The 25,044-nt window shown below is 61.3% G+C and carries 24 protein-coding genes; 17 read left to right on the top strand and 7 right to left on the bottom strand.

Going from position 1 to position 25,044, the window contains the following annotated elements; translation table 11 throughout:
* Window positions 1–14: 14 nt before the first annotated feature.
* The 3 genes from tauB to tauD are packed head-to-tail and all read left to right on the top strand — an operon-like array spanning window position 15 to window position 2,545.
* Window positions 15–809: a taurine ABC transporter ATP-binding subunit gene (tauB, locus tag IF199_RS01255; protein ID WP_192559493.1), complete on the top strand. Its 795-nt coding sequence runs from the start codon at window positions 15–17 to the stop codon at window positions 807–809.
* Window positions 806–1,645, top strand: a complete 840-nt coding sequence (tauC, locus tag IF199_RS01250) for a taurine ABC transporter permease TauC (protein ID WP_064382739.1) — start codon at window positions 806–808, stop codon at window positions 1,643–1,645. The genes tauB and tauC overlap by 4 nt, the downstream gene beginning before the upstream one ends.
* Window positions 1,646–1,702: 57 nt before the next feature.
* Entirely contained in the window at window positions 1,703–2,545 is an 843-nt protein-coding gene (tauD, locus tag IF199_RS01245; protein ID WP_192559492.1) for a taurine dioxygenase, read from the top strand.
* 46 nt (window positions 2,546–2,591) lie between these two features.
* Here the strand turns inward: tauD and mgrA are convergent, their stop codons facing one another.
* Genes mgrA through IF199_RS01230 form a run of 3 tightly spaced genes read right to left on the bottom strand, consistent with a single transcriptional unit; the run spans window position 2,592 to window position 7,215 of the window.
* Window positions 2,592–3,629, bottom strand: a complete 1,038-nt coding sequence (gene mgrA, locus IF199_RS01240) for an L-glyceraldehyde 3-phosphate reductase (RefSeq protein ID WP_192559491.1) — start codon at window positions 3,627–3,629, stop codon at window positions 2,592–2,594.
* 39 nt (window positions 3,630–3,668) lie between these two features.
* Complete coding sequence (locus IF199_RS01235) at window positions 3,669–4,988, bottom strand: LLM class flavin-dependent oxidoreductase (protein WP_192559490.1); 1,320 nt, start codon at window positions 4,986–4,988, stop codon at window positions 3,669–3,671.
* Between the two features lies 1 nt (window position 4,989).
* A complete protein-coding gene (locus tag IF199_RS01230; protein ID WP_192559489.1) occupies window positions 4,990–7,215 on the bottom strand; it encodes a TonB-dependent receptor in 2,226 nt (741 codons plus the stop codon).
* Window positions 7,216–7,421: 206 nt separating this feature from the next.
* Here IF199_RS01230 and IF199_RS01225 point away from each other — a divergent pair, with 206 nt between their 5' ends.
* Window positions 7,422–8,459 (top strand): LacI family DNA-binding transcriptional regulator, encoded by a 1,038-nt coding sequence (locus IF199_RS01225; protein ID WP_192559488.1) that lies wholly within the window; start codon window positions 7,422–7,424, stop codon window positions 8,457–8,459.
* A 22-nt stretch (window positions 8,460–8,481) separates the two neighbouring features.
* On the opposite strand, the gene IF199_RS01220 is transcribed toward IF199_RS01225, so the two are convergent.
* Window positions 8,482–8,946, bottom strand: a complete 465-nt coding sequence (locus IF199_RS01220; protein ID WP_244142429.1) for a type II toxin-antitoxin system HicB family antitoxin — start codon at window positions 8,944–8,946, stop codon at window positions 8,482–8,484.
* Window positions 8,943–9,125: a type II toxin-antitoxin system HicA family toxin gene (locus IF199_RS01215; RefSeq protein WP_065261145.1), complete on the bottom strand. Its 183-nt coding sequence runs from the start codon at window positions 9,123–9,125 to the stop codon at window positions 8,943–8,945. Before IF199_RS01215 ends, IF199_RS01220 begins: the two co-directional genes overlap by 4 nt.
* A gap of 261 nt (window positions 9,126–9,386) precedes the next feature.
* Here IF199_RS01215 and IF199_RS01210 point away from each other — a divergent pair, with 261 nt between their 5' ends.
* A complete protein-coding gene (locus IF199_RS01210; RefSeq protein ID WP_096821896.1) occupies window positions 9,387–9,647 on the top strand; it encodes a hypothetical protein in 261 nt (86 codons plus the stop codon).
* A 24-nt stretch (window positions 9,648–9,671) separates the two neighbouring features.
* Here the strand turns inward: IF199_RS01210 and betT are convergent, their stop codons facing one another.
* On the bottom strand, window positions 9,672–11,633 hold the full coding sequence (betT, locus tag IF199_RS01205; RefSeq protein ID WP_173861336.1) for a choline transporter BetT: 1,962 nt from the start codon (window positions 11,631–11,633) through the stop codon (window positions 9,672–9,674).
* A 288-nt stretch (window positions 11,634–11,921) separates the two neighbouring features.
* Window positions 11,922–12,848 carry a serine O-acetyltransferase EpsC gene (gene epsC / locus IF199_RS01200; protein ID WP_096821894.1) on the bottom strand — a complete coding sequence of 309 codons (927 nt, stop codon included), beginning with the start codon at window positions 12,846–12,848 and terminating at the stop codon, window positions 11,922–11,924.
* A 190-nt stretch (window positions 12,849–13,038) separates the two neighbouring features.
* On the opposite strand from epsC, the gene IF199_RS01195 reads away from it, so the two are divergent.
* The 12 genes from IF199_RS01195 (at window position 13,039) to IF199_RS01140 (ending at window position 25,041) form a co-directional block, all read left to right on the top strand.
* The gene (locus IF199_RS01195; protein ID WP_096821893.1) at window positions 13,039–14,031 is read left to right on the top strand and encodes a D-cysteine desulfhydrase; all 993 of its coding nucleotides are present in this window, start codon (window positions 13,039–13,041) and stop codon (window positions 14,029–14,031) included.
* Window positions 14,032–14,277: 246 nt separating this feature from the next.
* Window positions 14,278–15,078, top strand: a complete 801-nt coding sequence (tcyJ, locus tag IF199_RS01190; protein ID WP_096821892.1) for a cystine ABC transporter substrate-binding protein — start codon at window positions 14,278–14,280, stop codon at window positions 15,076–15,078.
* On the top strand, window positions 15,078–15,743 hold the full coding sequence (gene tcyL / locus IF199_RS01185; protein WP_085733348.1) for a cystine ABC transporter permease: 666 nt from the start codon (window positions 15,078–15,080) through the stop codon (window positions 15,741–15,743). The genes tcyJ and tcyL overlap by 1 nt, the downstream gene beginning before the upstream one ends.
* A gap of 4 nt (window positions 15,744–15,747) precedes the next feature.
* Window positions 15,748–16,497, top strand: coding sequence for an L-cystine ABC transporter ATP-binding protein TcyN (gene tcyN, locus IF199_RS01180; protein WP_192559487.1), 750 nt, complete (start codon window positions 15,748–15,750; stop codon window positions 16,495–16,497).
* A 473-nt stretch (window positions 16,498–16,970) separates the two neighbouring features.
* Window positions 16,971–17,735 (top strand): hypothetical protein, encoded by a 765-nt coding sequence (locus tag IF199_RS01175; protein ID WP_192559486.1) that lies wholly within the window; start codon window positions 16,971–16,973, stop codon window positions 17,733–17,735.
* A gap of 209 nt (window positions 17,736–17,944) precedes the next feature.
* Window positions 17,945–19,186 carry an SfnB family sulfur acquisition oxidoreductase gene (locus IF199_RS01170; protein ID WP_192559485.1) on the top strand — a complete coding sequence of 414 codons (1,242 nt, stop codon included), beginning with the start codon at window positions 17,945–17,947 and terminating at the stop codon, window positions 19,184–19,186.
* A gap of 38 nt (window positions 19,187–19,224) precedes the next feature.
* On the top strand, window positions 19,225–20,418 hold the full coding sequence (locus IF199_RS01165; protein ID WP_192559484.1) for an SfnB family sulfur acquisition oxidoreductase: 1,194 nt from the start codon (window positions 19,225–19,227) through the stop codon (window positions 20,416–20,418).
* Window positions 20,418–21,782 (top strand): LLM class flavin-dependent oxidoreductase, encoded by a 1,365-nt coding sequence (locus IF199_RS01160; protein WP_192559483.1) that lies wholly within the window; start codon window positions 20,418–20,420, stop codon window positions 21,780–21,782. The genes IF199_RS01165 and IF199_RS01160 overlap by 1 nt, the downstream gene beginning before the upstream one ends.
* Window positions 21,783–21,795: 13 nt before the next feature.
* Window positions 21,796–22,605, top strand: a complete 810-nt coding sequence (locus IF199_RS01155) for a MetQ/NlpA family ABC transporter substrate-binding protein (RefSeq protein ID WP_102687484.1) — start codon at window positions 21,796–21,798, stop codon at window positions 22,603–22,605.
* A gap of 2 nt (window positions 22,606–22,607) precedes the next feature.
* Entirely contained in the window at window positions 22,608–23,732 is a 1,125-nt protein-coding gene (locus IF199_RS01150) for a methionine ABC transporter ATP-binding protein (protein WP_192559482.1), read from the top strand.
* Window positions 23,722–24,366 carry a methionine ABC transporter permease gene (locus tag IF199_RS01145; RefSeq protein WP_096821885.1) on the top strand — a complete coding sequence of 215 codons (645 nt, stop codon included), beginning with the start codon at window positions 23,722–23,724 and terminating at the stop codon, window positions 24,364–24,366. Before IF199_RS01150 ends, IF199_RS01145 begins: the two co-directional genes overlap by 11 nt.
* A gap of 48 nt (window positions 24,367–24,414) precedes the next feature.
* Complete coding sequence (locus IF199_RS01140) at window positions 24,415–25,041, top strand: class I SAM-dependent methyltransferase (protein WP_192559481.1); 627 nt, start codon at window positions 24,415–24,417, stop codon at window positions 25,039–25,041.
* Window positions 25,042–25,044 lie beyond the last annotated feature (3 nt).

Raw genomic sequence — 25,044 nt, 5'->3', positions numbered from 1 at the left:
GGGAGTTAATTGCGATGGCCTTGCTACAGCTGGAGCGCATCAGCGCACAGTATCCCGGCAGCCCGGAACCGGTGCTGGCGGATATCTCTCTGACCCTGGGACCCCAGCAATTGCTGGTCGCCCTCGGCCCGTCCGGCAGTGGCAAGACTTCGCTGTTGAACCTGATTGCCGGCTTCGTCGAACCGAGCGCCGGCCGCATCACCCTCGACAACGTGCCAGTCAAAGGCCCGAGCGCCGAGCGCGGCGTGGTGTTCCAGGACGACGCCCTACTGCCCTGGCAGGACGTGCTGGCCAACGTCGCCTTCGGCCTTGAACTGGCCGGTGTGCCCAAGGACAAACGCGAACAACGCGCCCGGGAAATGCTTGCGCTGGTCGATCTCTCCGGTTTCGAAAAACGTCGCATCTGGCAACTCTCCGGTGGCCAGAAGCAACGTGTCGGCCTGGCCCGCGCCCTCGCAGCCGACCCGCGCGTGCTGCTGATGGACGAACCCTTCGGTGCCCTCGATGCCTTCACCCGCGAACAGATGCAGGAACTGTTGCTGCAAGTCTGGCAACGCACCGCCAAACCGGTGTTCCTGATTACCCACGACATTGAAGAGGCGGTGTTCCTCGCCACCGACCTGATTCTGCTGGCGCCGAATCCGGGGCAGATCGTCGAACGCCTGCACCTCGACTTCGGCCAGCGCTACGCCGCCGGCGAATCGGCGCGGTCGATCAAGTCCGATCCGCGCTTCATCGAAACCCGCGAACACGTGCTCGCCAAAGTGTTCTCGCAACGCAGCGCCGTTCAGCGGCAGGAGCGCGCATGAGCAGTTACGACGTTTCCGCCACCGCAGTGAAACCCGCCGCCACGTCGGTGGTGATTCCCGTGCGCCGCAGCCTCAGCACTCGCTGGATCAGCCTGCTGACTCTGTTCGCGTTGCTGGTGATCTGGTGGGCCGTCACGGCCACCGGCCTGATCGAACCACTGTTCCTGCCGCCACCGTCCGCCGTGCTGCAAAAAGGCTGGTTACTGGCGACCACGGGTTACATGGATTCGACGTTGTGGCAGCACCTGGGCGCGAGCCTGAGCCGCATCGGTCTGGGCCTGGGTTTTGCGATTCTGACTGCCGTGCCGGTGGGCATCGCCATCGGCGCCAACCGCATCGCCCGAGGTGTGCTGGATCCGCTGATCGAGTTCTACCGCCCTATTCCGCCGCTCGCGTATCTGCCGCTGATCGTGATCTGGTGCGGCATCGGCGAGTTGTCGAAAGTGCTGCTGATCTACCTGGCGATTTTCGCCCCGATCGCGATTGCCACTGCCACCGGCGTGCGCACCGTCGACCCGGCCAAACTGCGCGCTGCGCAATCGCTGGGCGCCACTCGCGCACAACTGATTCGCCACGTGATTTTGCCGAGCGCGCTGCCGGATATTCTGACCGGTGTGCGCATTGGCCTGGGTGTCGGCTGGTCGACTCTGGTCGCCGCCGAATTGATCGCGGCCACCAGTGGCCTGGGCTTCATGGTGCAGTCGGCCGCGCAGTTCCTGGTCACCGATGTGGTGGTGCTGGGGATTCTGGTCATCGCCCTGATCGCCTTCGCCATGGAAATGGGCCTGCGCGCCCTGCAACGCAAACTGGTGCCGTGGCACGGCCAGGCCCACTGATTTTTCAGCACTGACTACCCCGACAGTTTCGGGGCCCCGGAATTGAAGAGAACCACCATGAGCAGCCTGAACATCACCCCGTTAAGCTCGGCCCTCGGCGCACAGATCAGCGGCGTCGACATCAGCCAGCCGCTGAACCTGGAACAGCGCGACGCCATCGAGCAGGCGCTGCTCAAGTATCAAGTGCTGTTCTTCCGCAATCAGCCGATCGAACCTTCGCAACAGGCGCGCTTCGCCCACTATTTTGGCGATCTGCACATTCACCCGATCTACCCGAACGTGCCGGAACAGCCGGAAGTGCTGATCCTCGATACCGCCGTCACCGACGTGCGCGACAACGCGATCTGGCACACCGACGTCACCTTCCTGCCAACCCCGGCCATGGGCGCGGTGCTCAGCGCCAAGCTGTTGCCGGAGTTCGGCGGCGATACGTTGTGGGCCAGCGGGATTGCCGCGTATGAAGCGCTGTCGACGCCGATGAAAGCGCTGCTCGAAGGGCTGACCGCGACTCACGACTTCACCCGCTCGTTTCCGTTGGAGCGCTATGGCAACACGCCAGAAGCACGGGCGCAGTGGGAAGAGGCGCGGCGCAAGAATCCACCGCTGTCGCATCCGGTGATTCGCACGCACCCGGTGAGCGGACGGCGTTCGCTGTTCGTCAACGAAGGCTTCACGTCGAAGATCAATGAGCTGTCGGAAACCGAGAGTGAAGCGGTGCTGAAGTTCCTGTTCGCCCACGCGACGCGGCCGGAGTTCACCATTCGCTGGCGCTGGCAGAAGGACGACATTGCTTTCTGGGATAACCGCGTGACGCAGCATTACGCGGTGGATGATTACCGGCCGGCGCAGCGGGTGATGCAGCGGGCTACGGTGTTGGGGGATGTGCCGTTTTTTCGCTGAACAATTGATCGTTCCCACGCTCTGCGTGGGAACGATCAGTGTGTCGTTATTCCGCCGTCGAAGGCTTCTCCCAAAGATTGATCCCGCCCTCCTGGGCAAACCGGTCGATCTCCGCCAACTCTTCCGCACTGAAACTCAGGTTCTTCAACGCCCCGACGTTCTCGACAATCTGCTCCGGCCGGCTCGCGCCGATCAGCGCCGAGGTCACTCGCGGATCCCGCAGCGTCCACGCCAATGCCAGTTGCGCCAGGCTCTGGCCACGACGCTTGGCGATTTCATTCAACGCCCGCACATGAGCGATGTTGGCCTCGGACAAATGTGAAGCCTGCAACGAACCACCCCCCGGACGATTGACTCGCGCATCCGCCGGCACGCCGTTGAGGTATTTGTCGGTCAGCAGACCCTGCGCCAGCGGGGTGAACGCAATCACGCCAGTGCCGAGTTCTTCGGTGGTGTCGAGCAGGTCTTTTTCCACCCAACGGTTGAGCAGGTTGTAGGCCGGCTGGTGAATCAACAGCGGCACTTTCCACTCTTTGAGCAGCGCGGCGATCTCACGAGTTTTCACGCCGGAGTACGACGAGATGCCGATGTACAACGCCTTGCCCTGCTGCACCGCAGTGGCGAGGGCGCTGGCGGTTTCTTCCAGCGGGGTGTCCGGGTCGAAGCGGTGCGAATAAAAGATATCCACATAGTCCAGGCCCAGGCGTTGCAGGCTCTGGTCGAGGCTGGCCAGCACGTATTTGCGCGAACCGCCGCCCTGACCGTAAGGGCCGGGCCACATGTCCCAACCGGCCTTGCTGGAGATGATCAGTTCATCGCGATATTGCTTGAAGTCTTCGCGCAGCAAGCGGCCGAAATTGGTCTCGGCGCTGCCGTAGGGAGGGCCGTAGTTGTTGGCCAGGTCGAAGTGGTTGATCCCCAGATCGAACGCGGTGCGCAGCAAGGCACGCTGGGTGTCGATCGGCGTGCTGTCGCCGAAGTTGTGCCACAGGCCCAGGGACAGCGCCGGCAACACCAGACCGCTGCGTCCGACGCGGCGGTAAGGGATGGAGTCATAACGGTTTTCGGCAGCGGTGTAAGTCATCGAATCCTCTCTTGTCGGTCTTGAAATGGGTGTCGATTGCTACGCAAATCTATTGCCGGGACGGGCGAGGCCAAGGTTCTGGCGCAAGGTCCGGCCCTCGTATTCGGTTCTGAACAGTCCGCGCCGTTGCAGTTCCGGGACCACGCCATTGGCGAAGTCTTCGAGCCCGCCGGGCAAGTGCGGCACCAGCACGTTGAAACCGTCTGCCGCGCCCTGCTCGAACCATTCCTGCAAGCGGTCGGCAATCTGCGCCGGCGTGCCGACGACGCTGTAATGCCCGCGACCGCCGGCGATTCTGCGGCCCAGTTCGGCCAGGGTCAGATGCTCCCGGCCGGCCAGTTCGGTCAGCAGTTTCTGCCGACTTTGCTGGCCGCTTTCAGTCAGCGGCAATTCCGGCAGCGGCCCGTCCAACGGGTACTTCGACAGGTCGAAGTTGCCCAGCATACGCCCAAGCAGGGCGACACCAACCTCGGGTTCGACCAATTGCTGAAACGTTTCACATTTTTCCTGCGCTTCGGCTTCCGTCTGCCCGACGACGACAAACACACCGGGCATGATTTTCAGTGAGTCGGCGCTGCGTCCGTACTTCGGCAAGCGTCCCTTGAGGTCGGCGTAAAACGCCTGGGCGCTGGCCAGTGAGGTCTGCGCGGTGAACACTACTTCGGCCGTCTGCGCCGCCAGTTCACGCCCGGTTTCCGACGAGCCAGCCTGCACGATCACCGGTTGACCCTGTGGCGAACGTGCGACGTTCAGCGGGCCCTTGACCCGGAAGTGCTCACCGACGTGATCCAGCACATGCAATTTTTCCGGGTCGTAATACGCTCCGCTGGCCTTGTCGCGGAGGAAGGCGTCGTCCTGCCAACTGTCCCAAAGTCCGGTGACCACCTGATGAAACTCCCGGGCGCGGCTGTAGCGTTCGGCATGGCCGATGTGTTCGTCGCGGCCGAAATTCTGCGCTTCGGCGGCGTTGTCCGAGGTCACCAGATTCCACCCCGCTCGCCCGCCCGAGAGGTGATCGAGCGAAGCGAATTTACGCGCCACGTGATACGGCTCGTTGTAGCTGGTAGTGGCGGTGGCGATCAGGCCGATGCGTTCGGTCACGGCGCTCAAGGCCGAGAGCAACGTCAGCGGCTCGAAGTGATCCGAACGGGCCATCCGGCTGGCGATATCCTGGGTCGGCGCAGCGACGCTGTCGGCGACGAACAACGTATCGAACTTCGCTGCCTCGGCAATCTGCGCCAGACGTTTGTAATGGGCGAAATCCAGCCCGGCGTTGGCCGGCACATCCGGATGACGCCACGCGGCGACATGGTGCCCGGTGGCCATGAGAAACGCGCCGAGTTTCAGCTGTCTGCTCATCTCAGAATTCCTTGCGCAGTTGCACGCCGAAGTAGCGCTCGTCGTCGCGAGGCACGGCGCGGTAGATGTAATTGCCACCACTGGCGAGCAACGGCGAATACGACTTGTCGGTGAGGTTCTTGCCCAGCAACGCCACGCGCCAGCCGTTGGTGTAATCGGCCAGGGCGACGCTGGCGTTCCAGAGGCCGTAGGCGCCCTGCTTGGTGTCGGCGTTCTGGCTGATGTCGTACTGCACTTCGCTCTGCCAGCTGTAGTCGGTGCCGAGTTCGATATCCAGACCGTTTTCCAGCGGGATGGTGTAGTCGGCGCGCACGTAGCTTTTCCAGTCCGGGCTGAACGGCAGCGGCTTGCCATTGACGTTGCACGACGCCGCCGCACCCGCCGGGCAGGCGAACTGGTCGATGCGGGCGCGGGTGTAAGCCAGCGCTCCGGAGAACTTCAGTTGCTGGGTCGCCTGCAAGGCGTAATCGAGTTCCACGCCTTCGGTGCTGACGCTGCCGGCGTTGATCAGGCGCGTTACCACTTGGCCGGCGACGGTGTCGAAAAAGTTCGCCTGATAGTTGTCGTAATCGCTGTGGAAAACCGCGAGGTTGGTGGTCAGGCGATTGTTCCAGGATGAAGCCTTGATCCCCGCCTCCCAGGTGTTGGAGGTTTCCGGTTTCAGTGCTTCGGTATCGCGCGGCTGCATGTTGAAGAACACGTTGTAGGCCGGGCCTTTGTAGCCGCGCGAGTAGGTCAGATAAGTGGTGACGGTATCGCTCAGGTCGTACTGCAAACCGAGCCGACCAGACCAGCCGTCCTCGTCCACCGAGCCAGAGCTGCTGGTCGCCGGTTGAATGCCGCTGACCGTGGTTGCAGAAGTGGAAACGCGACGGTGATCGTATTCCAGATCGTCGTGGGTATAGCGCAGGCCGGCGATGCCACGGAAATCCGAGGTGAAATTCAGCGTGCTCTCGCCGAACACCGCGTAGCTGTCGCTGGTGGTGCTGTAATCGGCGACGCCGCGATCAGTCCGCGTGGTCGTGGTCAGCGTGCGCTGATAGGTCTCGTCATCCTTGCCGTGCATGTAGAACAGGCCGCCAACGTATTCGAGGAACTCGCCTTTCGGCGAGGCCAGACGCAACTCCTGCGAGTACTGGTCGAAGGCCAGATCGCCCTTGTCCGCCGTGCCGGGGAACGCGGCCGTCACCGTGCCGAGGCGGTCGCCGTCCTGATACTGGGTGTTGTCCCAGCCACGCCACGCGGTGATCGACGTCAGGGTGTAATCGCCCAGTTGCCAGTCGAGCTGGCCGGACAGGCCCTTGTTGGTGTCTTCGACGTGGGTGCGGGTGTCGGTGTTGATGTCGCGGTTGTGGCTGGTGGCGCTGACCGGACTCAGCGCGTTGGCGAAGGCCGGAGTCAACGACTTGGTGACGACGCCGTTGGGGCCGTCATCGTGGGACTGCATGTAGTCGGCGATCAGGGTGAAGGTGACGTCGTCGTTCGGGGTGAATTCCAGTTTGCCGCGTACACCGCGATGGTTGTAACCGTTGACCTCCTGGCCATTGTGCTTGTTATCGACGTTGCCGTCGTAAGTGCCGAACAAGGTGCTGATCGAACCCTTGAGCGTGTCTGGAATCAGGCTGCCGCCAATGCCGAAACGGGTGCGGCTTTCGTTGCCGCTGTAGTACGACTGATCGATGTAACCGTGGGTCTCGGCGGTCGGCGCCTTGCTGGTGATGTTCAGCACGCCGGCCGACGCGTTTTTGCCGAACAGCGTGCCTTGCGGGCCGCGCAGAACCTCGACGCGCTCCAGGTCCAGCAGATCGAGGGTCGACTGACCGGGACGCGCATAAACCACGCCGTCAATCACCGTGGCCACCGTCGGCTCGACACCCGGCGAGGTGGAAATCGTCCCCACGCCACGCACGAACAACGAGGTGTCCTTGTTCGACGCGCCAGTGCGGAAATTCAGCGACGGCACTTGCTGGACGATGCTCGCCACGCTGTTGCGGTTGTCGCGCTCCAGTTGCTCGCCGTCGATTACCGACACCGCCACCGGGACCTTTTGCAGCGACTCTTCGCGGCGGGTGGCGGTGACCGTGACGGACTTGAGTGTCGGCTCCTGATCGGTGCTGTCGGCGGCGAACGCGGCGGGCAGCGGCAGCGCGGCCAGCCCGGTGAGTAGCCAGCCCGCAGCGCGGATCGATTGCGCCAGTTTGTGTGTCGCCCCAGGAATGTTGTGCATGTTTGCCCGCTCGAAAAGTTGCCCTGAACCGCTGCCGTTCTGCGACGACAGCGCCTGTCTCGGTGTCTTGGGCATTCGCTCGAGCGAGTAGCAGACAATGCGCCTTGTTAGCGCTAACATCGCCAGTATTGGCAAGCCGGACATAGACCGTCCAATACTGAAAAATTACTTTTATATGCGTTTTGGTTTTTAAGAAGGATCGAGCCTTGAGCGAAGAAAAGCCCCGCAAACGCCGTGGCGCCGGTCGCGTGACCCTCAACGCGGTGGCGCGCCAGGCCGGTGTTTCGGCAATTACCGTGTCACGCTACTTCAACCAGCCGGACCAGGTGTCGCCCGAACGCCGTGAACGGATCGCAGCTGTAGTCGCCGAGCTGGGTTATGTACCGAATCTGGTGGCCGGCGGACTCGCCTCGGCGCGGGGAAAAATCGTCGGCATGGTGATCCCGAACATCTCCGGGCCGATCTTCGCCAACACCATTCAAGGCTTCAGCGACACCCTCAGCCGCCACGGTTATCAGTTGCTGCTGGCCTCGAGTTACTTCAGCGCCGAGCAAGAAGAAAACGCGGTACGGGCCTTCCTCGGCTGGTCGCCGGCGGCGCTGGTGGTCACCAGTCACTTTCACAGCGCGGGCACGGAAAAGATGCTCGCCGAAGCGGATATCCCGGTGATCGAAACCTGGGATTACCAGCCGGATCGCGAGCCGATGCAGATCGGTTTTTCGCACTTCGAGGTGGGTGTCAGCGCCGCTCGTTATCTGCACGGCAAAGGTTATCGGCGAATCGCCTTCGTGCAGAACAGCGCACCCGGCGACTTCAGCGCACTGGAACGCCGCGACGGTTACGCAGCGACCGTCCGCGAGTTCGGTCTGGAACCGTGGGTATTCGCACCAGATGCCGATCGCGCCCCGTTCGAGGCCGGCAAGCAAGCGATGGAAGCGCTGATGAACACCTCACCGCGCCCGGACGCCATCATCTTCGCCAACGACAACCTCGCCGCCGGCGGCCTGCTCGCCGGGCAACGGGCCGGCCTCAAGATTCCCGAAGACTGCGCCGTCCTCGGCTTCGGCGACTACCCGTTCGCCGAGATGCTGCTGCCGAGTCTGAGCACGATCAAACCGCCGGCGCTGGAGATCGGCGTACTGGCGGCGACGCGAGTACTGGAAAGTCTGGGCGTGCTGCCGAGCGATGAGGTGCAGCGACTTAATTTGCTGCAATGCCAAGTCATCGAGCGGGAAAGTACCTGACCCCAAATTCTGTAAACCGGCCTTAAGCCGACAATTCACGCAAGGCAGCAGCAGCCAGAAATCCGGAGCGAGAGCTGTAACGCTGATCCCGTCGTACAGTTTGGTCAATACGCTCCAGCAACTGCTCCGGCAGCGTAGCGTTGAAGCGCACCGACTTGCCGAAGTAGGGAGTGATATCAAACTCGACTACACCCCAGATACCGCCGGCGTAATCCGGATTCTCTAGATGGGCATCAATGTCCTGAACCCGAGGCAACGGCGCGCCATCAGCGACCAATCCCTCATAGTGCAAGGCCAGTGCCTCCTGAGTGTTGTCAAAAGCTTCGGCTACCGTTGTGCCTGCGGAGAAACAGCCCGGTACATCCGGGATAATCACTCCGTAGTCTGAGTCGGCATCCTTGTGCAGAACGACCGGGAATTTCATGTAAGTGAATCCTTCCTCTGACATGTCCATAAAGGGACTTTCGTTTCCAATCAAGGGCTTCATTTCAAACCCGCCTGTTTCAAGATGCTGTTGATCGTACCCTTGGGAAGATCCGAATCCGGATGCTTGATCGTCACCCTCCCTGGCTTGCCCGGATGTTTGTATTGGTGGTGACTACCTTTGACGGCGACCAGATACCAGCCATCCTCCTCGATCATCCTGATCATTTCCCGACTACGCATTTCCTTCGCCCTGTTCGACAGCAAGAGCTGCGTACTTTAGGAGCTGGACGCCTCACCCAATACACACCATACACACTTGGACAAATATTAGCCTACCAGGCAGACACGTGTTTAATAGCCAGATCGGCGGTGAGCGCGCCTAACAATCGGCCCGCATAAACAGATGGATACGTGCCGAAATGTGTCGAACGACATGAGGCTGACAGCTGACCTATGCTCAGCAAAGACAGGACGACTCCCTTTCACAGGCAGATCCCGACCATGCACACCGCAATCATCATCTTCTTCGGCCTGATCCTGCTGGCGCTGATGTTCTATATCGGCGAGCGCATCGGCTTCAGCCGGCAGACGCTGGCCTACGGCTTCGCGGCGTTGTGGCTGGCGTTGACGGTGATCAATGGCGCGGTCGGCGTGGTGCACGCCGGGCAGCCGCTGGGGTCGGAGATCGCGATTGGCAGCGCCGTGTTCGGCGTGCCGATTGCCGCGATGGTTTTGTTCATGGTGCTGAGCGCCGAGACCTGAAACCGTCCCGGCGCCCTGCCCCGATCAACGCACCAGATGCAGGAACTGCATGTGCCGTTCGTACTGGTCGAGGATGTCGTTGATGATCTGTTCTTTCGTGTAACCGACCAGATCGTAGTCCTGACTGCCCTCGCTCAGATGCACTTCGGCGCGGTAGTAGCGGCGGTTATTGAGCTGCTTGGAACCCATGCCACCACGAGCGAACGATGGCGTGAAGTAGCCACGCATCTGCACCTGGTAGATGAACGGGTGCAACTCACCATGGCCGATTTCCAGGCTGACGCTGTCATGGGCCGGGTCCGGTTGGGTGACCACGTTCAGACCTTTTTCGACGAACACCGCCGTCACTTCTTCGATGGCCGGTTTTACCGTGGTGTCCATGAAGCGGTACACCTCGTCCCGCGACGGGAAGTGCACGGCCTGACTCAGGCGCTGGCGCCAGCCACCCTTGCCACGTCGTGAACCGGACACAGGCGCCAGCGAATGCAGTTGCGCGATCTGCTTCTGCGATTCCAGATAGAACGCCTTGTGCAGCCCCCACATCATCAGCAGCAGAATCAGCGAGAACGGCAGCGAGGTCAGCACCACCGCTGACTTCAGCGCATCGATGCTGCCGGAAAACAGCAGCGCACTGGTGATCAGTGCGGTCATCGCGCCCCAGAACACCCGCAGCCATTTCGGCCCGTCTTCATCCGGGTTGCCGCCCTTGGCCGACAGGGTCGAGAGCACTACCGTGCCGGAGTCGGCGGAGGTGACGAAGAACACGAAGCTGATGAACACCGTCACCGCAATAACGGTTTTGCTCCACGGGTAGGTTTCCAGCAGCAGGTACAAGGTCATCGACGGGTTGTCGAGGGCCGACATGCCCAGTGCCGACATGCCGTGATTGAGCACCTGATCGATGGCGCTGTTGCCGAAGATCGACATCCACGCCAGGGTGAAACCGAGCGGAATCAACAGCACGCCGAAGACGAATTCGCGGATGGTCCGGCCACGGGAAATCCGCGCGATGAACAGGCCCACGAATGGTGACCACGCAATCCACCAGGCCCAGTAGAACACCGTCCAGCCACCGAGCCAGTCGCTCGGTTTGTCGTAGGCGTAGAGGTCGAAACTCTTCATCGGCAACGCGCCGAGGTAGTCGCCGAGGTTCTGGATCAGGGTGTTGAGCAAATGCTGGGTAGGACCGGCGAACAACACAAACAGCAGCAGCGCACAGGCCAGCAGCATGTTGATGTCGGACATGACCCGCACGCCTTTATCCACTCCGGAAACGGCGACGATGATCGCCGCGCCCATCATCAGCGTGATCAGGCCGACCTGAATCCACTGGGTGTGGGCGATGCCGAACAGGTAGTCCAGACCCGAATTGAGATGGAGCACGCCGAAGCCCATGTCCGCACCGAGGCCGAACACCGTGGCGATGATGCCGAAGCCATCGACCGCATAGCCGATGGGCCCGTTGATGCGTTTGCCGATCAGCGGATACAGCGCCGAGCGCAGGGCCAGCGGCAGGTTGTGCCGATAGGCGAAATACGCCAGCGCCATGCCGACGAAAGCGAACACGCCCCATCCGTGCAGGCCCCAGTGCAGAAACAGAATCTGCATCGCCTGACGCGCCGCATCCGCCGTGCCGGCCTCGCCTTGGGGCGGCTGGAGCATGTGCGTCAGCGGCTCGGACACACAGAAGAAAAACAGCGTGATGCTGATCCCGGCGGCGAACAGCATGCCGGCCCAGGACAGGTAACTGAATTCGGGTTCGTCGTGGTCGGCACCGAGTTTGATCTTGCCGTAGCCCGATAACGCGGTGACCACCACGAAGACCAGATACAGGGTCATCGCGAGCATGTAGTACCAGCCGACCGTATTGGCCGCCCAGTTTTGCGCTTCAAGGAGCCAGGCACCGGCCTGTTCCGGCATGGCGATGACAACCAGGCCAAACAGCAGAATCACTGTCGCGGCGAACCAGAACACCGGCGGATTCATGCGTACCAGGCCGCTGGCGGGGGTGGACGATGCACTCATGAACGGTGCACCTCAAGGGGTTGGAAAATGGCTGAAATGATCGGACTCAGCAAAGGCAAGCCTCCTGTTGTGAGCGGGCAGCGAGCTACCGGTTTAACTTGAATGAACGTTCAAGTTAAACATGGATAGCACGCTAAGGACTAATCGCAGGGCTCAGCGGTCGCTTTCGTACGCTAGCTCAAGGAGGGGTATGACGCTGTGGCGAGGGCGTTCGTTCCCACCTCGCGTGGGAACGAACGGACAGGAAAATTACTTCTGCGTCCCGTCATCATGCTGCAGGTTGGCCTGGGTCAGGTTGCACCCGGCCGGCACGCTGCGGGTCAGCCATACGTTGCCGCCGATGGTCGAACCCTGGCCGATGGTGATGCGCCCGAGAATCGTCGCGCCGGCGTAAATCACCACGTCGTCCTCGACAATCGGATGCCTAGGATGGCCCTTCTGCAACTGGCCGTCCTCGTCCGCCGGGAAGCGTTTGGCGCCGAGGGTCACTGCCTGATAGATCCTGACGCGCTCGCCGATGATCGCGGTCTCGCCGATCACCACGCCGGTCCCGTGGTCGATGAAGAAACTGCGGCCGATCTGCGCGCCCGGATGGATATCGATACCGGTCGCCGAGTGGGCGATTTCCGAACTGATCCGCGCCAGCAACGGCAGACCCGCACGATACAAATGGTGCGCCAGACGATGGTGGATCACCGCCAGAATCCCCGGATAGCACAGCAGCACTTCATCGACGCTGCGCGCCGCCGGATCACCGTGATAGGCGGCCAGCACGTCGGTGTCGAGCAGGCTGCGCAGGCCCGGCAATGCGAGGGCGAAGTCCTGGATGATCCTGATCGCCTGCGCCTCGACTTCGGTGTCGGCCCGGGCACTGTGACGGGCGACGTAACGCAGTTCGAGTCGCGCCTGCGCCAGCAATGCATTCAACGCAACGTCGAGGGTGTGACCGACGTAAAAATCTTCACTTTCTTCTCGTAGATCAACCGGCCCCAGACGCATCGGGAACAACGCGCCGCACAAGGCTTCGAGAATCTGCGCCATCGCATCACGGGACGGCAATTCGCGCCCGCCCTGTTCGCCGCTGGCGCGGCCATTTTGTGTGCGCCACTGATCCCGGGCGGTACGCAGTTGGCTGACGATGGTCTGCAATTGCCAATGGCTGGAACGCTCGCTCACGGTAAAGACTCCTCACGGGCGGCCGGACTGTCTGGCCGCGTCAACGGCCACTACTTTACGGCAACGCCTAGGAGGCGAATTAAGAACCGATAGTGCTGGCCTAAGCACATTTGGCTATAAGCGATTGGCGGTTGCCCCGGTAAATCGGCGTGCCTATAGTCCTGACATCTCCTTGCATCAGTACGGACTCATGATCAAACAACAGCTGGACCGCTTTAACCGCCTCGACCTGCTCGGCCAACCGACCCCACTGGAAAAGCTCGAGCGCCTGTCCACCTGGCTCGGCCGCGATGTCTACATCAAGCGCGATGACCTGACGCCGCTGGCCATGGGCGGCAACAAGCTGCGCAAGCTCGAATACCTCGCCGCCGATGCCCTCGCCCAAGGCGCGGACACGCTGATCACCGCCGGCGCACTGCAATCGAACCACGTTCGCCAGACCGCCGCGCTGGCCGCGAAACTCGGCCTGGGCTGCGTGGCGCTGCTGGAAAATCCGCTGGGCACCGATGACAGCAACTACACCGGCAACGGCAACCGCCTGCTGCTGGATCTGTTCGACACCAAGGTCGAACTGGTCGACAACCTCGACAACGCCGACGAACAACTGGCCGCCCTCGCCGTGCGTCTGCGCAGCAACGGCAAGAAGCCTTATCTGGTGCCGATCGGTGGTTCCAACGCCCTCGGCGCACTGGGTTACGTACGCGCCGGCCTGGAGCTGGCGGAACAGATCAAGGACACCGGCCTGCAATTTTCCGCCGTGGTGCTCGCCTCGGGCAGCGCCGGCACGCACAGCGGCCTGGCACTGGCCTTGAGCGAAGCGCTGCCGCAACTGCCGGTGATCGGCGTGACCGTCTCGCGCAGCGAAGAAGATCAGCGCCCGAAAGTGCAGGGCCTGGCCGAACGCACCGCCGACCTGCTGGGCGTGGCGCTGCCGGAGAGTTTCAAGGTCGAGTTGTGGGACGAATACTTCGGCCCGCGCTATGGCGAGCCAAACGCCGGGACACTGGCGGCCGTGAAACTGCTGGCGAGTCAGGACGCCGTGTTGCTGGATCCGGTCTACACCGGCAAGGCGATGGCCGGGTTGCTCGACGGTATCGGTCGCGGGCGCTTCGACGACGGCCCGATCATTTTCCTGCACACCGGCGGAGCCCCGGCGCTGTTTGCCTACAAGGATTTTCTGTAGGCCTGAGCGCGTTCCCGCGCCCTGCGCGGGAACGCTCAGTATCAGCTCGAATGCATATTCATTAAATGCATAACAAATAGAAAATTCATTATTTTCCATTCTAAAAGAACCATCTTATAGTCTCGCCGCAGGCGAATTTCGCGAGAGACGCATAAGCTGCTTTAAGGCAGGATAGCGCTGTCGTTCAACTCCCGGATTCGCCAACTTTCCTTAAGCGTCTTCCATAAGAAAACACAGGGGCTTGTCATGATTCTTTCCGCACTACGTCGAAATCTGCTGGTAGGTTCGCTGGGCCTGGCACTGAGCGCCGGTCTGATCAGCAGCGCCGTTGCCGGTGAGCAACTGCAACAGATCAAGGACAAAGGCGTTATCAACGTCGGCCTGGAAGGCACTTATCCACCGTTCAGCTTCGTTGATGCCGACGGCAAGCTGTCGGGCTTCGAAGTCGAACTGTCCGAAGCCCTGGCCAAGAAGCTGGGCGTCAAGGCCAAGATTCAGCCAACCAAGTGGGACGGCATCCTCGCCGCGCTGGAATCCAAGCGTCTGGACGTTGTAGTCAACCAAGTGACCATCTCCGACGAGCGCAAGAAGAAGTATGACTTCTCCGAGCCGTACACCATCTCCGGGATTCAGGCGCTGGTGCTGAAGGACAAGGAAGCTGCGCTGAACATCAAGTCCGCCGCTGACCTGTCCGGCAAGAAAGTCGGCGTAGGCCTGGGCACCAACTACGAGCAATGGGTTCGCGCCAACGTGCCGGGTGCCGACGTGCGCACCTATGACGATGATCCGACCAAGTTCGCCGACCTGAACAACGGCCGTACCGACGCGATTCTGATCGACCGTCTGGCCGCGCTCGAATACGCCAAGAAAGCACCGAAAACCGTAGCGGCCGGTCAGGCGTTCTCCCGTCAGGAATCCGGTATTGCCCTGCGCAAAGGCGAGCCTGAGCTGCTGGCGGCCGTGAACAAGGCCCTCGACGAGCTGCGTGCCGACGGGACCCTGGCCAAGATCTCGGAAAAGTACTTCCAAGCTGACGTCACTAAATAATGGAAGCAGCTTTCCAACTCGCACTGGACTCCGCGCCCTTTCTGCTCAAGGGCGCGTACTACACGGTAGTCCTCAGCCTCGGCGGCATGTTCTTCGGCCTGCTGCTGGGCTTTGGCCTGGCGCTGATGCGCCTGTCGCGTTTCAAATCGGTCAGCTGGCTGGCCCGCATCTACGTGTCGTTCTTTCGCGGCACGCCATTGCTGGTCCAACTGTTCGTGATCTATTACGGCTTGCCGCAAATGGGTCTGGAACTCGATCCGCTGCCGGCGGCCCTGATCGGCTTCTCGCTGAACATGGCCGCTTACGCCTGTGAAATCCTGCGGTCCGCGATCGGTTCGATCGAACGAGGCCAGTGGGAAGCGGCTGCGAGCATCGGCATGACCCGCGCGCAGACCCTGCGCCGGGCCATCCTGCCGCAAGCGATGCGCACGGCGTTGCCGCCGTTGGGCAACAGCTTCATTTCACTGGTCAAGGACACCGCGCTGGCTGCCACCATCCAGGTGCCGGAGCTGTTCCGTCAGGCACAACTGATTACCGCCCGGACTTTCGAAGTCTTCACCATGTATCTTGCCGCCGCGCTGATCTACTGGATTCTGGCCACAGTGCTGTCGCACTTCCAGAACAAGTTGGAAGAGCGGGTCAATCGGCACGACCAGGAGTCCTGACCCCATGATTGTCGTGGAAAAACTGACAAAGCAGTTCAAGGGTCAAGTCGTGCTCAACGGCATCGATCTTGAAGTGAAGGAAGGCGAGGTCGTGGCAATCATCGGCCCCAGCGGTTCGGGCAAGACCACGTTCCTGCGCTGCCTGAACTTCCTCGAACAACCCACCAGCGGCCGGATCAAGGTCGGCGATATCGAGATCGATACCAGCCGTCCGCTGAACCAGCAGCAAAGCCTGGTGCGCAACCTGCGCCAGCATGTGGGCTTCGTGTTCCAGAACTTCAACCTGTTCCCCCACCGCACCGCCCTGGAAAACGTCATCGAAGGCCCGATCGTGGTCAAGAAGATGCCCCGTGATACAGCCATTGCCCTGGGCAAGAAGCTGCTGGCCAAGGTCGGCCTGGCGGGCAAGGAAGACGCTTATCCACGGCGCCTGTCCGGTGGCCAGCAACAGCGCGTGGCGATTGCCCGGGCGCTGGCGATGGAACCGGAAGTGATCCTGTTCGACGAGCCTACATCGGCCCTCGACCCGGAACTGGTCGGCGAAGTGCTGGCGACCATTCGCGGCCTGGCCGAAGAAAAACGCACCATGGTTATCGTGACTCACGAAATGGCGTTCGCCCGTGACGTGGCCAACCGCGTGGTGTTTTTCGACAAGGGTGTGATCGTCGAGCAAGGCGAAGCCAAGGCGCTGTTTGCCAATCCGAAAGAAGAACGCACACGACAGTTTCTCAGCAAGTTCCGCAACAACGGCTGATAACTTCGCAAGTGCTATCACTCACTTCCACGGATGGAAGTAGTGTTTTCCCCGCAATACAATCCCCCTCCAAAAATAAACAATAAAACCCTTCAAAGCGCAGTACATATATATCTCCTGCAACACGCTCCCTGTGCGTAAAATTCGCCGCGTCTTGACTTTCCGCTTCGGTAGAACTCACAGCAAAACAGGCTGAAAACCGCAGCAATCTGTAGCTCTCTTCCTTACAGAGCCTAGGCTGACAGCCGCGACAATGTAGGAACCTTCTGATTAATCCGTAATTCACGGATTAACTAATCCACTCGCTTGACACCTCTTCCGGTGAACTCTTATCTAGTCTCCAACCGGCACACGCTAGTTCAACAAGACACTTTCAAACTTGTACGGAACTCCGAAGTTTTATTGCCGGGTAATTCACGCCATTCGTTCTTTCGAAAACGGACTTCGCTGCAAGGCTTCAAGGAGAGAAACCGATGACCTGCATTTCAAACACCCCGCTGCTGGCACCACCGACCCTGGAAAAATCCCACGGGGCCGGTATCAACCTCATGGCAGCCGCCAACCTGACGGTCGACATCAGGCCCTGGCACGACATGGACAGTGGCGACCTGATCGAGCTGTTCTGGGATGGCTGCTACGTCGCTTCCCGCGTGCTGAATGCCGGGGATGTCGGAAACACGGTCAGCCTGCGGGTGCCGGAAAGCTTCATCATCAGCGGTTCGCCGCGCGTGCATTACCGGGTCATGCAGGTCGGAAGAAACCCGGCGCTGTCGGCCAGCGCGCAGTTCCAGGTCAAGCTCGACTGCCCGGGCGGGCAATTCGCGGCAGGCTGCGCGGAGGAAAACCAGTACCTGCTGCCGGTCAGTCTTCCCGAGGTCATTCGCCGACGCGGGATCAACCCGAACCAGATCAAGCGCGGCGTTCCCCTGACTATCGAGCCTTACCTGAACATGGCCGAGGGTGACGAAATCACCCTGCGCTGGGGCGATGTACGCATGGATCTGCCGCCTATTACCCAATCCGATATCGGTCACGGCATTCAGGTCTGGGTGCCCCCGGCAATCATCGTCGAAGCCGGCGAAGACCTGCGGCTGGATGTGACCTATTGCATCATCGACCGGGTCGGCAACAACTCGCGCTGGGCACCATCACAGACGCTGAAAATCGGTTGCGTGAATCCTTGTCTGAAAGTGCCCTTGAGGCAGATTCCCATGGCCGCGGAGCGCAAAGCCGAGTGAGCTTTTGATCTTCTATGCATATTCCTAAAAGTTAGTTTATTTAATATTTATACGCGCTTAGGGTATATAAACCGGACCACCGGACATTCTTCCGTTCGCCGCACTTTTGCGGCGTTTTTCATGAGATGTGAGGTAGGTAACATGGTCCGGAACACAATCACCCCAGTGCAGATCGCCAGGGCATTGCGTGCAGCCAAGGAGCGGCACTGATGTCCAGTCTGGCAGACGCAAACGTCCAGAGTGACCTGGACATCGCCCCGTTGTTGTTGCCCGCGCAAGTGCTGCGCAACGACGCACAAGCCATCAAGGCCGCCCATGAGCTGGCGCAAGTCGCCCGCGTGCAGGCCGCCAAACGCGACCGCCAGCGCAAGCTGCCGTGGTCGGAAGTCGAACAGTTCACCCGCAGCGGCCTGGGCAGCATCGCCATTCCGCGCGAGTACGGCGGCCCGCAGGTTTCCTTCGTCACCCTGGCCGAGGTGTTCGCGATCATTTCCGCGGCCGACCCGGCACTGGGACAGATCCCGCAGAACCAGTTCGGCATCATCAACTTGATCCTCGGCAGCGCCACCGAAGAGCAGAAAAAACAGTTGTTACAGAGCGTGCTCGAAGGCTGGCGCATCGGTAACGCCGGGCCAGAACGCGGCACCAAAGACACCCTGGAGCTGAAAGCGCGCATCACCGCCGACGGCGATGACTACGTGATCAACGGCCAGAAGTTCTATTCCACTGGCGCCCTCTTCGCCCACTGGGTCGCGGTCAAGGCACTCAATGATGAAGGCAGGCAAGTGCTGGCCTTCGTCCGTCGTGGCACGCCGGGATTGCGCATCGTCGATGACTGGTCGGGTTTCGGTCAGCGCACCACCGCCAGCGGCACGATCCTGCTGAACAACGTGCGGGTCGACGCGGGTCTTGTGGTGGACAACTGGAAGATCAACGAAAAGCCCAACACCCAGGGCGCCGTGTCGCAACTGATTCAGGCAGCCATCGACGCCGGCATCGCCCGTGGCGCCATCGATGACGCCATCGAATTCGTCAAGACCCGCGCCCGGCCGTGGATCGATGCCAAGGTCGAACGCGCCAGCGATGACCTCTACGTGATCGCCGACATCGGCAAACTGAAAATCGAACTGCACGCCGCCGAAGCGCTGCTGCGCAAGGCCGGTCAGGTGCTGGATCAGGTTCACGCCGCGCCGCTCACCGCCGAGTCCGCCGCCCGCGCCTCGATTGCCGTGGCCGAAGCCAAGGTGCTGACCACCGAGATCTCGCTGCTGGCCAGCGAAAAGCTCTTCGAGCTGGCCGGCAGCCGCGCCACCCTCGCCGAATTCAACCTCGACCGTCACTGGCGCAACGCCCGGGTGCACACCCTGCACGACCCGGTGCGCTGGAAGTACCACGCGGTCGGCGCCTATCGCCTCAACGGCAAGTTGCCTGCACGCCATTCCTGGATCTGACGACCAGAACACTTTTGACCAGATCTCTGGAGAAACACATGACTCTTTCCCATCCCGTCGCGGTCATCACCAGCGACGAGCAAGCCCTGATCGTCGCCAGCGACCTGGCCGAAGACTTCCAGCGCGACAGCAACCTGCGCGACCGCGAACGCCGCCTGCCGCTGCCGGAACTCGACGTGTTTTCCCGCTCCGGCCTGTGGGGCATCAGCGTGCCCAAGGAATACGGCGGCGCCGGCGTATCCAACGTGACCCTGGCCAACGTCATCGCCCTGATCGCCCGGGCCGATGGCTCGCTCGGGCAGATTCCGCAGAACCATTTCTATGCCCTCGAAGTACTCCGGGTGAATGGCAGCCACGAGCAGAAACAACGTCTGTACGCCGAAGTCCTCGCCGGCCAGCGCTTCGGCAATGCCCTGGCAGAACTGGGCACCAAGACTGCCCACGACCGTGTCACCAGCCTGAAACGCGATGGCAGCGGTTATCGCATCAACGGTCGCAAGTTCTATGCGACCGGTGCGATTTACGCCCAGCGCATCCCGACCTCAGTGGTCGATGAAGACGGAGTGCAGCAACTGGCGTTTGTCCCGCGTGACAGCAAAGGCCTGACCGTGATCGACGACTGGAGCGGCTTCGGCCAGCGCACCACCGGCAGTGGTTCGGTGGTGTTCGAAGACGTATTTGTCGCAGCCGAAGACGTCATCCCGTTCCAGAGCGCTTTCGAACGCCCGACCACCGTCGGCCCGCTGGCGCAGATTCTTCACGCCGCCATCGACACCGGCATCGCCCGCGCCGCCTACGAAGATGCGCTGCACTTCGTGCGCAGCAAGACCCGGCCATGGATCGACTCGGGCAATGACAAGGCCACCGAAGACCCACTGACCCTCAAGAGCTTTGGCCACTTGAGCATCCGCCTGCACGCCACCGAAGCCCTGCTCGAACGCGCCGGCGAATTCCTCGATGCGGCCCAGGCCGATACCAACGCCGAGACGGTTGCAGCAGCCTCGATTGCCGTTGCCGAAGCACGGGCGATCAGCACCGAAATCTCTCTGGCAGCCGGCAGCACTCTGTTCGAACTGGCCGGCAGCCAGGCCACCCTGATCGAGCACGGCCTTGATCGTCACTGGCGCAACGCCCGGGTGCACACCCTGCACGACCCGGTGCGCTGGAAGTATCACGCGGTGGGCAATTACTACCTCAACGATGAAAACCCTCCGCTGCGAGGGACCATCTGATGAGCAAGAAAAAGATCCTGCTCAATGCGTTCAACATGAACTGCATCGGCCACATCAACCACGGGTTGTGGACCCATCCACGGGACACCTCGACCCAATACAAGACCATTGAATACTGGACCGAACTTGCGCAATTGCTGGAGCGTGGGCTGTTCGACGGGTTGTTCATCGCCGACATCGTCGGCGTGTACGACGTCTACCAGAACTCGGTGGACGTCACCCTGAAAGAGTCAATCCAGCTGCCGGTCAACGATCCGCTGCTGCTGGTGTCGGCGATGTCCGCGGTGACCAAAAATCTGGGTTTCGGCCTGACCGCCAACCTCACCTACGAGCCGCCGTATCTGTTCGCCCGGCGCATGTCGACCCTCGATCACCTGAGCCGTGGACGGGTGGGCTGGAACATCGTCACCGGTTATCTGGACAGCGCCGCCAAGGCCATGGGCCTCAGTGAACAGGTCGAGCATGACCGGCGTTACGACCAGGCCGACGAGTACCTCGAAGTCCTCTACAAACTCTGGGAAGGCAGCTGGGAAAACGATGCGGTGCTCAACGATCCGCAGCAGCGGATCTACGCGCAGCCAGACAAGGTGCACAAGGTCGAGCACAAGGGCGAGTTCTATCAGGTCGAGGGTTATCACCTCTGCGAGCCGTCACCGCAGCGTACGCCGGTGCTGTTCCAGGCCGGCAGTTCGGATCGCGGTCTGCTGTTCGCCGGGCGTCATGCCGAGTGCGTGTTCATCAGCGGTCAGAACAAACCGTCGACCAAAGTGCAGGTGGACAAGGTCCGCGCCAGTGCCGTCGAAGCGGGTCGCAATCCCGAGGACATCAAGGTGTTCATGGGCCTGAACGTGATCGTCGGCGAGACCGAAGAAGCGGCCTGGGCCAAGCATGCCGAATACCTGAGCTACGCCAGCGCCGAAGCGGGCGTGGCGCATTTCTCGGCGTCCACCGGGATCGATTTTTCCCAGTACGAAATCGACGAGCCGATCCAGTACGTGAAGAGCAACGCGATCCAGTCCGCCACCAAAAACCTGCAGAACAACGACTGGACCCGCCGCAAGTTGCTCGACCAGCACGCCCTCGGCGGCCGCTACATCACCGTGGTCGGTTCGCCGCAGCAAGTGGCGGATGAACTGGAATCGTGGATCGCCGAAACCGGCCTCGACGGCTTCAACCTGACCCGCATCGTCACCCCGGAAAGCTATGTGGATTTCATCGATCTGGTGATTCCGGAACTGCAACGGCGCGGCTCGTACAAAACCGCCTACGACAACGGCAGCCTTCGGGAAAAACTGTTTCACGGCGAAGCGCACCTACCGGAGCAACACACCGGCGCCCACTACCGACACACCTCCTCGCACTGACTGGAAAAACATCATGACCAAGAAGATCCTGTCCCACCCAGTCAAAGCACTGGCCCTGGCCTTCGGCCTGTTCAGCTCGGCGGTTTTCGCCGCCGATGCCCCATTGAAAATCGGCACCACCGCCGCGTTCGCGATTCCGCTGGAAGCCGCTGTCGAAGAAGCCTCCAAACAAGGCCTGAAAGTCGAGCTCGTGGAGTTCACCGACTGGATCGCTCCGAACGTCAGCCTCGCCGCCGGCGACATCGACGTGAACTACTTCCAGCACATCCCGTTCCTGGAAAACGCCAAGGCGGCCTCCGGTTTCGACCTGGTGCCGTTCGCCCCGGGGATCATCAACAACGTAGGCCTGTACTCGAAGAAATACAAAAGCTTCGATGAGCTGCCGGAGGGCGCCAGCGTCGCCATCGCCAACGACCCGATCAACAGCGGTCGCGGCCTGCAACTGCTGGCCAAGGCCGGTCTGATCACGTTGAAACCGGGTGTCGGCTACAAGGCCACCGAAGACGACATCGTCGCCAACCCGAAGAAGATCAAGATCCTGCAAGTCGAAGCCGTGCAACTGGTACGCGCCTACGATGACGCCGATCTGGTCCAGGGCTACCCGGCCTACATCCGTCTGGCGAAGACCTTCGATGCCGGCTCTGCGCTGCTGTTCGACGGCCTCGACCACAAGGAATACGTGATCCAGTTCGTGATCCAGCCGAAGAGCAAGACCGACCCGCGTCTGATCAAGTTCGTCGACATCTACCAGCATTCGCCGGCCGTACGCGCCGCGCTGGATAAGGCCCACGGCAAGCTGTACCAGGCCGGTTGGGAAAGCTGAGGATGACCGCAGCCATTCAACGGCGACTGGATCTTCCAGAGCCACCCGCGCTGGCACAGCGCACCGAGCTGCATCCCGAGCTGAACCGCGCCCATGTCCGTTTCGTCGGGCTCGGCAAAACCTACGAAGGCAAGCAAGGCCCGGTCGCAGCCCTGCAAGGCATCGACCTGGCGATCCAGCGCGGTGAAGTGTTCGGCATCATCGGTCGCAGCGGCGCCGGCAAGTCGTCGCTGATCCGCACCATCAACCGCCTCGAACAACCGACCTCGGGCCGGGTGCTGATCGATCAGGTGGACATCGGCGAGTACGACGAGGATCGCCTCGTCGCCCTGCGTCGGCGGATCGGCATGATCTTCCAGCACTTCAATCTGATGTCGGCAAAAACAGTGTGGCAGAACGTCGAACTGCCACTGAAAGTCGCCGGTGTCCCGAAGGAGCAACGGGAGAAAAAGGTTCGCGAACTGCTGGAGCTGGTGGGCCTGCAAGCCAAGCACAAGGCGTATCCGGCGCAGCTGTCCGGCGGGCAGAAACAGCGCGTCGGCATCGCCCGCGCACTGGTGCACGACCCGGACATTCTGCTGTGTGACGAAGCCACTTCAGCGCTGGATCCGGAAACCACTCAGTCGATCCTCGGCCTGCTGCGCGAGATCAACAAACGCCTGGGCCTGACCATCGTACTGATCACTCACGAGATGGCCGTGATCCGCGAAATCTGCGACCGCGTCGTCGTGCTGGAACATGGCCGCATTGTCGAGCAAGGCCCCGTCTGGGAAGTGTTCGGCAACCCGCAGCACGAAGTCAGCCAGACCTTGCTCGCACCGCTGCAACACGCCTTGCCCGAAGAATTGCAAAGCCGTTTGCAGGCGCAACCATCGTCGTCCTATGCCTCTGTGGTGTTGCGCTTGCAGTTCACCGGCAGCCAGCAGGACGAACCGGATCTGGCCGCGCTGTTCGCCGCGCTCGGCGGTCGGGTGAAATTGCTGCAGGGCGGCGTGGAACGGATTCAGGGGCACGCGCTCGGGCAACTGTTGCTGGCGGTGGCAGGCTCGAAGCTGAACGCCGAGGAATTGCGTCAGCGTGCCAGCCAATGGGCACAACGCACGGAGGTGCTGGGCTATGTGGTTTGATCGCTTGTTGCAGGGTTTCATCGATACGTTTCTGATGGTCGGCGTTTCGTCGCTGATCGCGCTGCTGGCGGGTATTCCGATGGCAGTGATTCTGGTCACCAGCGACAAGGGCGGGATCTACGAAGCGCCGGTGCTGAATCGCGCGCTGGGCGCGTTCGTGAATCTGTTTCGCTCGATTCCGTTCCTGATCCTGATGGTGGCACTGATTCCGTTCACCCGGCTGATCGTCGGCACCACGTACGGTGTGTGGGCGGCCGTTGTGCCGCTGACCATTGCGGCCACGCCGTTTTTTGCGCGAATCGCCGAAGTGAGCCTGCGCGAAGTCGACCACGGTTTGATCGAAGCCGCGCAAGCCATGGGTTGCCGACGCTGGCACATCATCTGGCACGTGTTGTTGCCTGAAGCGCTACCGGGGATCGTTGGCGGTTTCACCATCACCCTGGTGACGATGATCAACTCATCGGCCATGGCCGGGGCGATTGGCGCTGGCGGTCTGGGCGACATCGCTTATCGCTACGGCTATCAACGCTTTGACAGCCAGATCATGCTGACCGTAATCGTGCTGCTGGTGGCGCTGGTGGCGGTGATTCAGCTGGGTGGCGATCGTCTGGCACGAGGGTTGAACAAGCGCTGAACTGCATGGCGTATAGTCGGCAACATCCATTGCCAGCGCAGTCCGACCATGAAGCAGACCCCCACCGATCTGGAACAGATCACCTCCACTACCCTCGGCCACTACAACGCGGTGGCCGAGGATTTTCGTGAAGGCACCCGCGACCACGATGTCAGCCAGAACATCGATGCACTGCTGCGGCACATTCACGCTGAGGCGCCGTTTTCCATCCTCGATTTCGGCTGTGGACCGGGGCGGGATTTGCAGACCTTCACGCGCATGGGTCACGTCGCCGTCGGCCTCGACGGCGCGGAAAAATTCGCGCAGATGGCCCGGGAAGACAGCGGCTGCGAGGTGTGGTGCCAGGATTTTCTGAAGCTGGATCTGCCGGCAGAACGCTTCGACGGCATCTTCGCCAACGCGGTGCTGTTTCATGTGCCGTTGCAGGAATTGCCACGGGTTCTGCAGCAGTTACACGGGACATTGAAGCCGGGTGGGGTGTTGTTCAGTTCCAACCCGCGTGGGGATAACCGTGAAGGCTGGAACGGGCCGCGTTATGGCTCGTACCACGATCTTGAAGCCTGGCGCGGATTGCTGACCGCTGCCGGGTTCGTGGAACTTGAGCATTACTACCGACCGGCGGGGCTGCCGCGTGAGCAGCAGCCTTGGTTGGCCAGTGTCTGGCGCAAGGCCTGAAAC

The organism is Pseudomonas allokribbensis, assembly GCF_014863605.1.
GTDB lineage: Bacteria > Pseudomonadota > Gammaproteobacteria > Pseudomonadales > Pseudomonadaceae > Aquipseudomonas > Aquipseudomonas allokribbensis.
The sequence above is the reverse complement of the archived record's forward strand: the minus strand, read 5'-3'. Positions and strand labels throughout refer to the sequence as shown.

Bases quoted from the DNA above. Each gene is read 5' to 3' on its own strand.
- IF199_RS01210 (WP_096821896.1), top strand. From the start codon at position 9,387: ATGCACACCGCAATCATCATCTTCTTCGGCCTGATCCTGCTGGCGCTG.
- IF199_RS01155 (WP_102687484.1), top strand. From the start codon at position 21,796: ATGACCAAGAAGATCCTGTCCCACCCAGTCAAAGCACTGGCCCTGGCC.
- IF199_RS01150 (WP_192559482.1), top strand. From the start codon at position 22,608: ATGACCGCAGCCATTCAACGGCGACTGGATCTTCCAGAGCCACCCGCG.
- betT (WP_173861336.1), bottom strand. From the start codon at position 11,633: ATGAATCCGCCGGTGTTCTGGTTCGCCGCGACAGTGATTCTGCTGTTT.
- IF199_RS01175 (WP_192559486.1), top strand. From the start codon at position 16,971: ATGACCTGCATTTCAAACACCCCGCTGCTGGCACCACCGACCCTGGAA.
- IF199_RS01195 (WP_096821893.1), top strand. From the start codon at position 13,039: ATGATCAAACAACAGCTGGACCGCTTTAACCGCCTCGACCTGCTCGGC.
- IF199_RS01165 (WP_192559484.1), top strand. From the start codon at position 19,225: ATGACTCTTTCCCATCCCGTCGCGGTCATCACCAGCGACGAGCAAGCC.
- IF199_RS01170 (WP_192559485.1), top strand. From the start codon at position 17,945: ATGTCCAGTCTGGCAGACGCAAACGTCCAGAGTGACCTGGACATCGCC.
- tcyL (WP_085733348.1), top strand. From the start codon at position 15,078: ATGGAAGCAGCTTTCCAACTCGCACTGGACTCCGCGCCCTTTCTGCTC.
- IF199_RS01235 (WP_192559490.1), bottom strand. From the start codon at position 4,988: ATGAGCAGACAGCTGAAACTCGGCGCGTTTCTCATGGCCACCGGGCAC.
- IF199_RS01160 (WP_192559483.1), top strand. From the start codon at position 20,418: ATGAGCAAGAAAAAGATCCTGCTCAATGCGTTCAACATGAACTGCATC.
- IF199_RS01140 (WP_192559481.1), top strand. From the start codon at position 24,415: ATGAAGCAGACCCCCACCGATCTGGAACAGATCACCTCCACTACCCTC.
- tauB (WP_192559493.1), top strand. From the start codon at position 15: ATGGCCTTGCTACAGCTGGAGCGCATCAGCGCACAGTATCCCGGCAGC.
- IF199_RS01220 (WP_244142429.1), bottom strand. From the start codon at position 8,946: ATGAAGCCCTTGATTGGAAACGAAAGTCCCTTTATGGACATGTCAGAG.
- tauC (WP_064382739.1), top strand. From the start codon at position 806: ATGAGCAGTTACGACGTTTCCGCCACCGCAGTGAAACCCGCCGCCACG.
- tcyN (WP_192559487.1), top strand. From the start codon at position 15,748: ATGATTGTCGTGGAAAAACTGACAAAGCAGTTCAAGGGTCAAGTCGTG.
- tcyJ (WP_096821892.1), top strand. From the start codon at position 14,278: ATGATTCTTTCCGCACTACGTCGAAATCTGCTGGTAGGTTCGCTGGGC.
- tauD (WP_192559492.1), top strand. From the start codon at position 1,703: ATGAGCAGCCTGAACATCACCCCGTTAAGCTCGGCCCTCGGCGCACAG.
- IF199_RS01145 (WP_096821885.1), top strand. From the start codon at position 23,722: ATGTGGTTTGATCGCTTGTTGCAGGGTTTCATCGATACGTTTCTGATG.
- IF199_RS01230 (WP_192559489.1), bottom strand. From the start codon at position 7,215: ATGCACAACATTCCTGGGGCGACACACAAACTGGCGCAATCGATCCGC.
- IF199_RS01215 (WP_065261145.1), bottom strand. From the start codon at position 9,125: ATGCGTAGTCGGGAAATGATCAGGATGATCGAGGAGGATGGCTGGTAT.
- mgrA (WP_192559491.1), bottom strand. From the start codon at position 3,629: ATGACTTACACCGCTGCCGAAAACCGTTATGACTCCATCCCTTACCGC.